This is a genomic window from Catenibacterium sp. AM22-6LB (genome assembly GCF_003435615.1).
Lineage (GTDB): Bacteria > Bacillota_I > Bacilli_A > Erysipelotrichales > Coprobacillaceae > Catenibacterium > Catenibacterium mitsuoka_A.
The window spans coordinates 1-8,900 of record NZ_QTUM01000075.1 but is presented as its reverse complement, the minus strand read 5'-3'; the positions used below and the strand labels follow the sequence as shown (position 1 = coordinate 8,900).

General features: G+C 32.0%; 11 protein-coding genes and 2 pseudogenes. 5 read left to right on the top strand and 8 right to left on the bottom strand.

Going from position 1 to position 8,900, the window contains the following annotated elements:
• Nucleotides 1-765 precede the first annotated feature (765 nt).
• Nucleotides 766-1,338, bottom strand: coding sequence for a hypothetical protein (locus tag DW269_RS11545; protein ID WP_117460073.1), 573 nt, complete (start codon nt 1,336-1,338; stop codon nt 766-768).
• Nucleotides 1,339-1,479: 141 nt separating this feature from the next.
• A pseudogene (locus DW269_RS13075) lies at nt 1,480-1,582 on the bottom strand (IS1 family transposase); the annotation flags it as partial.
• Between the two features lie 371 nt (nt 1,583-1,953).
• Here DW269_RS13075 and DW269_RS13260 point away from each other — a divergent pair.
• The 3 genes and pseudogenes from DW269_RS13260 (at nt 1,954) to DW269_RS11530 (ending at nt 3,216) form a co-directional block, all read left to right on the top strand.
• Nucleotides 1,954-2,331, top strand: a complete 378-nt coding sequence (locus tag DW269_RS13260) for a DUF6431 domain-containing protein (protein ID WP_366936789.1) — start codon at nt 1,954-1,956, stop codon at nt 2,329-2,331.
• A gap of 68 nt (nt 2,332-2,399) precedes the next feature.
• Nucleotides 2,400-2,657 (top strand): annotated as a pseudogene (locus DW269_RS13255) (hypothetical protein); the annotation flags it as partial.
• Nucleotides 2,658-2,730: 73 nt separating this feature from the next.
• Nucleotides 2,731-3,216 carry a transposase gene (locus DW269_RS11530; RefSeq protein WP_158546367.1) on the top strand — a complete coding sequence of 162 codons (486 nt, stop codon included), beginning with the start codon at nt 2,731-2,733 and terminating at the stop codon, nt 3,214-3,216.
• Between the two features lie 403 nt (nt 3,217-3,619).
• Here DW269_RS11530 and DW269_RS11525 read toward each other — a convergent pair whose 3' ends face one another.
• Entirely contained in the window at nt 3,620-3,994 is a 375-nt protein-coding gene (locus tag DW269_RS11525) for a hypothetical protein (protein ID WP_117460065.1), read from the bottom strand.
• A gap of 142 nt (nt 3,995-4,136) precedes the next feature.
• Between DW269_RS11525 and DW269_RS11520 the strand changes: the two genes are divergently transcribed.
• Both DW269_RS11520 and DW269_RS11515 read left to right on the top strand, forming a co-directional pair.
• The gene (locus DW269_RS11520) at nt 4,137-4,808 is read left to right on the top strand and encodes a transposase (RefSeq protein WP_117460064.1); all 672 of its coding nucleotides are present in this window, start codon (nt 4,137-4,139) and stop codon (nt 4,806-4,808) included.
• A 1-nt stretch (nt 4,809) separates the two neighbouring features.
• The gene (locus DW269_RS11515; protein WP_147322596.1) at nt 4,810-5,004 is read left to right on the top strand and encodes a hypothetical protein; all 195 of its coding nucleotides are present in this window, start codon (nt 4,810-4,812) and stop codon (nt 5,002-5,004) included.
• 210 nt (nt 5,005-5,214) lie between these two features.
• Here DW269_RS11515 and DW269_RS11510 read toward each other — a convergent pair whose 3' ends face one another.
• The 5 genes from DW269_RS11510 to DW269_RS11490 all read right to left on the bottom strand — a co-directional run.
• Nucleotides 5,215-5,757: a hypothetical protein gene (locus tag DW269_RS11510; protein ID WP_117460060.1), complete on the bottom strand. Its 543-nt coding sequence runs from the start codon at nt 5,755-5,757 to the stop codon at nt 5,215-5,217.
• 6 nt (nt 5,758-5,763) lie between these two features.
• Nucleotides 5,764-6,237: a VanZ family protein gene (locus DW269_RS11505; protein ID WP_117460059.1), complete on the bottom strand. Its 474-nt coding sequence runs from the start codon at nt 6,235-6,237 to the stop codon at nt 5,764-5,766.
• Nucleotides 6,238-6,847: 610 nt separating this feature from the next.
• Nucleotides 6,848-7,204, bottom strand: a complete 357-nt coding sequence (gene tnpB, locus DW269_RS11500; protein WP_117460057.1) for an IS66 family insertion sequence element accessory protein TnpB — start codon at nt 7,202-7,204, stop codon at nt 6,848-6,850.
• Nucleotides 7,198-7,521, bottom strand: coding sequence for a hypothetical protein (locus DW269_RS12660; RefSeq protein WP_117460055.1), 324 nt, complete (start codon nt 7,519-7,521; stop codon nt 7,198-7,200). The genes tnpB and DW269_RS12660 overlap by 7 nt, the downstream gene beginning before the upstream one ends.
• Before the next feature lie 524 nt (nt 7,522-8,045).
• On the bottom strand, nt 8,046-8,900 hold an 855-nt coding region (locus DW269_RS11490; RefSeq protein WP_117460053.1), incomplete at its 5' end, for an IS110 family transposase.

Here is an 8,900-nt window from a genome sequence, read left to right as displayed (position 1 = left end):
TGCGACAGGGGTGGTGCATAGGTCTGCGACTGCTAGTGCAATTACGAGCGAATAATCAACAGGAATTAAAGCTACAAAGCATACTAATAAAGCGATAATCTTTTTCATATTTTCCTCATATATTATTTATAGAAATAATAGCTATCATCACTTTATACATTTTATCTAAGTTAAATATAACATTCATATGGATAAGTATGCAATCATTTTAACATATTCAAAAAATGTTTTTATATTATTATATTTATATACTATATTTTTGATTGATATATGGATTAAGGACATAATCATTAAATATTGTAAATCATTTTTAATAGGAATCTTTTAGATGAATATTGATAGGAAAGAATTAGGTATTTTAAAGAATATTTTCTGCAGATTATAAGCATCATAAATAAGATATTTTTGATAAAATAAAAAAAGAGCTGTAATGATTTCGAGTAACTAAATAGACTTGGGGTTAACTCAAGCTTTAAAACTGCCAGGGGTGTGACTCCTGGCAGTACTTTTGGGCTGTAAACTTTTTAGGGGCAGTTTTTCGCTATCTATTTTGTTTATTCCATAAATAATTTATCATGTTCTAAAGGTCAAATAAATCTATAGAAAGAAAAAAGGATAAGCATCGAAAGTTTGACGACCGAGATGCTTATCCTGTCCAATAAGAACACTATGATAATAATAAAACTTTCATCTAAAATCAAGCATATTACTGAAAATCAATATAAAAAAACGCTCAATTTAAGAAAATTGTTGCTTTGAGTAATCTTATTCAGCGAATATACCATAACGATATTCGTAATATGCTTCCTTAAGTGAAATAGGCATAGGTGTAGCTCTTACCATTTCATTACTGAAAGCCTCAGTATCCATCATCATTCTTAGAATCTCAGATGCCATTTCCTTTCTCTTGAATGTATACTTAGCCTGCTTCTTAAGAAGCAGGAAATCTAGATAACCTTGTACGTATCTGGTTCCAACGCCTCTTGTTGTCTGTATCATTAAGCTTACTTCTGTCATCATCTCATTGACAGCTCCTAATGATTTACCATCATCAGTAAGATATCTCTTCTCTAAAGGAGATGTCTTTATCTTATTGTTTACTGCTTCAAGATAGTTGGCAAACTGTTGTATGCTTGCCTTTGAATCTGAGATGAACTCTTCCACATCCTTAAAGTAGTCTTTATTCGCTTTATATTTATCAAATGACTCGCTTCCAAGACCTGATACCTGCATCATCATATGATCATTTTCATCTGTAGCACAGACAATGGCAACCTTGTGATGAGATATTCCTCTATATGCAGCCTGTTTACCTCTTTTCTTTGAGTATCTAGGCATATTTTCCACCTGTTTATTAATTTAATTTGCGGTTTCATTAGTTTTTATTATGGGTAGAGTTTGCGGTTTAACATTCAATGAAGTGAAGCCACTGGTCCAAAGTAAAATGAGACCAGTAGAATAAGGTGTTGGTTCTATCACTAAAAGACTTGTGACAGTCAAGACAGATATATCTCTGATGTCCGTTCTTATCTTTTCCATTCTTCTTGAAATGAACTGAACCACATATAGGGCATGCCTTATGAGATGGATCAATGTCTTCATTATCCTGTTCATATAATGATTCAATAAGCTTATTTACATAATCCTTATCCTTAGATCTTAAATAGTTTTTTACCTGGTTTTCAGTTATCATAGCACTCACCTGACCTTTTAAGATCATTTTACAACTATTCGAGAAATGATGATTTGAGTTAGGTGGCTATAAAGTAGAAAAATAGGCGTTAAGTTAAATTTAATGATCTAGTAGCAACATTTTTCATAAACTTAGCGTAAAAAAATTATTTTTAATTATCCATAATCAACAGGTCGATCCAATTATTGAAATCATTTTTACACATAAAAGCCAAGAAAATTGAAACTATCATTTCTTATTTTGATAATCACCTGTGGAATGTGGGTATTCAAAAAATTATTCAATCCCTGAACTTCAATGAAATATCATGCCCTAAATGTAATTCCAGAGGTCTCCGTGCACACGCATCTTATAGTCGCCATGTTGATTTCTTTAAACGTAGTCATAAAGTCACAATACAAAGACTCAGATGTTCTTCATGTGGTTCTACTCATGCAGTCCTTATTGAGGATATGATTCCCTATTCCGTTGCATCTTATGATTTGATTGTTGATGTTTTAACTGGCATAGATTTTCTTGTGTCTTCTCATGCTGCTTATCTTAAAGATAAGTATCTGACTTGTCCCTTTGACTATGTATCCTTCTGTAAAATGAACATCAGAAAAAATCACCTTAATTTTTTCTACTTTTCCACATGACATTTATATAATCTAGCTCTTTTTGTTGATATTCTTTCCTTGTAAAAACGAAAGGAGCTGTACTATACATGAAAACTAGTAATAATTCTCTAGCTGACAATGAAGTCGCTAAAAACGATACCCCTGATGCGCTCATTTCCGATAATGATCTGCTAAAGTTCTTCAATCTGGAAAGAGAGAACGTTCAGGATTTCTCCATCACCCACAGAAAGGACGGAATGTATGTCAATATCACGCTTAATAAGACCTGGGTTCAGTGTCCTGTATGTGGACATATGACAAGCAGGGTGAAGGACTATACGGATAAGAAGATAACCCATTCTGTTCTGAGCACCACTAACTGCTATATCATCTATCATGCAAGGAGATATCAGTGTCCTCACTGCAAGAAGACATTCTATGAAAATAATCCCTTCACCTTTGGAGGAAAGCTCTGTTGCTACTGTATTCAATGTTCTCAGAGATCTCAAGTCTCCAAATGCAACATTCACAGATGTCGCCAGAAGATACGGTATATCCACTACATCTGCTATTAATATTTTTGACAGGCATGTTCACATCTCCAGAAGACAGCTTCCTGAATGTCTTGCCCTTGATGAAGTGTATGCCTTCAAGTCTCACGACAGTGATTATGTCTGTGTAATTGTAGATTATCTGGATAAGAAGATTGTGGATGTACTTCCGTCCAGACGCAAGTATGACCTGCTGAATTATTTCATGCTCATTCCACTGGAGGAGCGTAAGAAAGTTAAATATGTCTCTTTTGATATGTGGGAAACATATCGAATTGTCACGAAGCATGTTTTTCCCGAAGCCTGCTGTATAGCAGATCATTTATGTAAAGCTTTACATAAATGGTCTTATGTAAAGCAAATAGTTATGTAAAGTAGCCCTTTTAATTGCCTTATATAAAAGGTTTTTTTATTGTTTACTTTACATAATCTTTTAAATGAAATGTTTTAACCATTCAAGTGTTGAAGTGTTATCCCATTTAGCCTTTTCTTGAGGATATATATCTACAAATCCATTCTCATTAGTTTCTTGCTTAAGCTTAGAACTTGCTCTTGCATATATTTCTGTTGTCTGAATGGAAAAAGGTAATTAAAAAAACGTCTTAGATGAACTTTATACTTATACAATAAATTGTTGATGTTGGTCTTTTCGTTATTTCCAGTTAATTTGAAAAATTCATATATTGTGTCAGGTGTTAGGATTTTAATTTCATTATCCTTCAAATAATCATTAAAGAGCTTCAATGAGTTTTTATAATCTTTGATTGTAAGTAGATTCAGCTTAAATTTTTAGAAAATTCATCATCTAAGAGATTATTAATATGTGTTGCTAAACCTCCTGAAATCTTTGGGTTATTAGATGATCTGCCAACACGTAAGTAACCATTTTCCAAAAAGAAAATAAAAGCTAGTAGAGCACCTCTCATATGCGATATAAAATATTTGGGATTATTGTACTTTCTTATACTGCATGAATATTCAATGAATCCTTCTACTGAATCTCCGTCTGCATCTAGTTCATTAGTACTTATGTAATTTATAAATCTAGATATTGCAGAAGCATATTTTCTGACAGTCTCACTTGAATATCCACAAGAGTCAAGTACATCTAGCATCTCCTCCATCTGTATTTGTAGTTCTTTTTGTTTCATATTCATAACCTCCTTTTCCAAGAACTACCTAAATAATAATATGAAAATGTTATGTAAAGTAGACAATAAAAAAACCTTTTATATAAGACAATTAAACGGGCTACTTTACATAACTATTTACTTCACATAAGATCATTTTCACATAATCCAGGAATTAAATCGCAGAGTTGATAGGGTAAGAATCCGTGTTCAGAACAGATTCCAAAAGACTATTAACACCCTTAAACCGAAGAAGAATAATAAAACTATAACCTCCGAAGAACTAATAGAACTCGAAGAAGCATCCAGATACTATTATGTATTAAAAAAATTCAATTGGCTGCTTGCTTCAACCAACAAGAAAATACTAGATGTCAACGTTGAAAGAAGATTCAATCATAGACTGAACAGATATCTCAATTACAGTGAAATACTAGCTTATATGCTGGCTATTGATGATGACCTTGAGGAAGCATTCTATCTAAGGAATGATGTTACCTATTTCTATGATCACTGCACTTATGACACTGCAAAGAAAAAGCTTGAGAAGATCATAATTGACTTCAGAAGCAGCACCGTTGCAGAGATGAGCCCTTTTGCGAATACTCTTACCAACTGGAAAAAGGGGATCATCAACAGCTTCATAATTGTGGATGACAAGACAAACAGAAAGATGAACACTGCTATCGTTGAAAACAGAAACAAGTCCATCAAGCTCCTTAAACATGCCTCAAACGGCTATTTGAACTGGGAGAGATTTCGCAATCGTATCCTTTATACATTAAATGAGGATACAAACTTCTATTACGCAAGTATCAGAAAGGATGGTAAATAATGTGTATAAGGTGTTTAAACTTATTGTTGATGAGAGTACTGAACCAGTAATACTTGAGGAAGATGAAGTTTTAGAGGATATTCTTATTCGTCTGGAGTCTATTTCTCACCGAATTGATGATATTCAGTGTTCTCTAATAAAAAATAACGATGAAGAGTCATCGTTAGATTTAGATATTTCTGAAATAGACTTCTAGAGCGTAAAAAAGTATGGGGTGAGTTTCACCCCTTACTACGTGATAATTAAAATTTAGGAAACCCCTAGTTATTTTAAATTACCATTACTTAATAATTTTAAGTACCTTTTTATTTAATGTCCTTGAGATGGGGTCAACATTATCATTCCAATTTAATCGTCCTTTTTACGTACACTATATAATTTAGCGCTTACTTTTAACACATATTTATTAGTATGTATTAATGCGTCCTTCACCAACTAAGTATACTCCATAAGGTAATTCATCACCATTAGTTAGTTCTAGTGTATAAATTTTAGAATTTTTAACAAACCCTTTTCCTAAATCAACAGTTTTTTTACTACTAATTGGTGCTTTAAATACTGCGACATTATTTGTAACACCATATCGTCTAATATTTACCTCAAATTCGTGTTTACTGCAGCAAGAAGCAGTATTACCTGAAGCCCATTCAAAATGTGCATCATCAACGGTTACTTTAACACCTTCTTTATCAAATTTTAATTTAGTATTTGAAGTAAGTGTGAATTGCATTTTAAAAGTAAATCTCTTTACAAGAGTTCTTTCGTTAGTGTTTTCCCATCTAAAATATTCGCCAGTATTATAATTATAATAATTTCCTGCTTCATCATAAAACTCTTCTAATTCTTGAGTAGGATTTAAATTAGAGTTGTCTACTGCATATACTGCGTTATTAATATTCAAAAATACTGTAAAAATACTCAGCAAAACTATAAAGATTCTTTTTTTCATACTTTTTTACACTCTCTTTCTTTTTTTGTTTAAAAAAAACATTTTTGATTTTGTAATAAGAATTTTTGTTATATTGCATATATAATAGATTATAGAAGAGTAAATAACATAATTTAAGATATCTGTTATATCAAAAAAACCCTTTAAAGTTAACAATTGGAATAATTCAATTAAGAAACCAATTGATAGAATATAAGAAATAAATGTTACTATGTTTTTAGTATTAATTATTTTATGATAAAAATAAATAAATGGTATAATAATAGTTATTTTTCTTATAACATTTATGCATAATATATCATAAGATGCATTAGGCTCATAATAAAATGGTACTAAATTAATCGACATTGATAGTTTATGAATATATTCATTATCAGAACCACTAAATCTAGTGGGAGATTTTAAATAAATAATTAATGCTAGTAATATAAAATATATTAAAAAAGCTATAATATTAAATTTTACTCTTTTCTTTAACATTTGAGAATTACCTCCTTCTAGAAAAATATATATAAATCATGTTTTTATATAAAGAATACAATAAAGTTATCTCTATATACATATTTTGATTTCATAAAATATTTAGATCATTTTATTGTGTACCTTCTTTACTTTGATTGGAAATGTGGAAATTTTAAATTCCAAACTATTATTTAATCTCTTTACAATCTAAAAAAATATATTCTAATTTGATAGTCGTTAAATATTTTATAATTTTTACTCCTTATATTATTTTACTAAACTATCTAGTATTCTATGTATATTATTCAATATCTATCCTCCCTCTCTTTTGATAAACACATCTTACTTTATAGTTCTTTTTTACTTTAAATCAAAATGTTAATTAAAAAAATACCCTTTGTACAAGAGGCAACTATATTGAACAAAATACATTCACATTCGCTCTTTTTAAGTAAATTGTTGCTTTAGATAATATGAAATGACCTCCTAGTTGCCAATACGTGGATTTAAACTCATAATTAGAATAGATATTAAAATTAGAGTTCTTACCATAACGACAACAGGAGGTCACTATGAAAAGTATAATTGATGTTCGAATGGATATCCATAAGAAGACTTATAGTTTAGGTTATATGACTGCTTTTGGACTCGTTTTCCTTATCCTTCCAGGCTGTACAACTGCAAGTCCTTCCATAAGCCACCTGAACTGCTGGGGTGTTATTTCTCTAGTTTCGGATTCATCTCTAGGCCATTTGAATCTGCCATTTTCCAGTCTCTTGTAAAGGAGCACGAAGCCGTCACCCTCCCAGTACAGTGCCTTCATCACTCTCGCATTTCTACCACAGAACAGAAATACAGAATTTGAAAAGGGGTCAAGTCTGAACTGTGCTGTGACAAGTGCACTAAGACCATCAATCTGTTTCCTCATATCTGTATAGCCAACAGCCATATAGATATGCTCAGCCTTGGAGATATCACCTAACATAATAGTGCACCAATGATATTCGTTACTGTTCCTATGTCTGTATCACAGGGAAATTCTATACGAACATCACCTTTAGTTATAATTATGTTCTGTTTATCAAATGTGCTTTGATCAACAGAGACAAATGATGGAGCCTTTACAGCACCTGTTTCGATTGCCATCTTTCGCAGTTTCTTTAGCCAGCAGTAGTAGGTCTGCTCACATATGTTGTTCTGCTTGCACCATTTTCTGACGGGAAGTCCACTTTCCCTGCACGCTTTAATCCTTTCCACCCATTGCTTGGTCTTGATATCATCATTAATACTTTGAATATCCATGATCTCACCATCCTCTATATAGTAAATTTAGTGCTAAAATCACTATATATAGTAAATTTAGTGGCTAAAAACGCTATATATAGTAAATTTAGAATCTAAAAACACTTTAATTATCTAATATGGTGAGGTCTATTTCAATCCACTGTTATGAAATGACCGTTGTCAAGACATAAATAAACTTTCATAATATTTCTATTAAGTTTTATCATCAAGGGCATAGAAAGACCTCAAATCATATAGATTCTGCGACAGTTAACCAAACTGTAATACGTGGATTGGGACCAAAAAGTTAATGGTTCGTCGATAGCTCTATAATCTATATGCATGGATCATTGCTTTTATTATTCTTACTAAATCGCGACTTTCAGTAAGAACTCACAATGCCATAAAGTGGATAGTCTTAGATAGCTGAACCTGTACTATTAATTTGAAGTCCATCTATGCCTTCGATGTTGGGTTGTTTTGTCTATTTAACGACACTTTATTTCCTTTCTCTCAAGTTTAAAAAACATTAGTAAAGATTGTTATGAGATATGACCAGTCTCTATTCCCCATACAAAACATGCAAGCTCTCTTGCAACTGCTGTAATTGCGATATTTCTTTTAACTCCTCTAAAAATCATACGATGATACTTCTTCTGTAATCTAACAACTGCCTTATCTGCATAATCTATAACTTTTACATTCTGATCTTTCTGTTTTGATTTCACTTTTTTGCCTTTTTTGCCTATAGTTCCTCTTACAAGTACCTGAGCCGCCTCTACCATAGTTGTTCTAATCATACTGTTTCCCTGCTTGGTGATGCCCAGTCTATGATAAGACTCACCGCTTGAATCTTCACCTGGTGTAAGACCGCAATAAGACGCAAAGGCATTGGCAGTAGGAAATCTATCAAAATCAGAAGTTTCAGCATGCATGGTCATAGCTGCAGTAGTATCAATACCCTTGATACAGCGAAATTGACCTATCTTCTCATTGTATGTTTCCTTTTGAGATAACTCTTCTAATCTATGCTTGAATCTTTCTATCTTTTCAGATAGGATTTCAAGCTGTGATAGATATTCATCAAGTATTTCTCTATACATATCACTTAGTTCAAGTTCCTTAAGCCACTTAATATGAGCTGGAATCCATTTTGATTTGCCAGGATAATGATGACCGAATCTCAAGAGGAATGCATTAATATGCTGCTTAACCTTCTTTAGTTCAATCTTAAAGTCATGCATCATTCTTATGTATTCTTTGATTTCTACATCTTCGTCTGTTGGAACATAAACTGATTTATAAGTTCCATTAGCTAGGTTAGCTGCAATATTTTTCGCATCTCTTCTATCATTCTTCACTACTTTATTTTTTGCAGAACGATGCATAGTTGATGG

Coding starts and splice junctions, on each gene's coding strand:
- DW269_RS11510 (WP_117460060.1), bottom strand. CDS start 5,757: ATGAAAAAAAGAATCTTTATAGTTTTGCTGAGTATTTTTACAGTATTT.
- DW269_RS11545 (WP_117460073.1), bottom strand. CDS start 1,338: ATGCCTAGATACTCAAAGAAAAGAGGTAAACAGGCTGCATATAGAGGA.
- DW269_RS12660 (WP_117460055.1), bottom strand. CDS start 7,521: ATGGATATTCAAAGTATTAATGATGATATCAAGACCAAGCAATGGGTG.
- DW269_RS11505 (WP_117460059.1), bottom strand. CDS start 6,237: ATGTTAAAGAAAAGAGTAAAATTTAATATTATAGCTTTTTTAATATAT.
- DW269_RS11525 (WP_117460065.1), bottom strand. CDS start 3,994: ATGAAACAAAAAGAACTACAAATACAGATGGAGGAGATGCTAGATGTA.
- DW269_RS11530 (WP_158546367.1), top strand. CDS start 2,731: ATGAAAATAATCCCTTCACCTTTGGAGGAAAGCTCTGTTGCTACTGTA.
- tnpB (WP_117460057.1), bottom strand. CDS start 7,204: ATGTTAGGTGATATCTCCAAGGCTGAGCATATCTATATGGCTGTTGGC.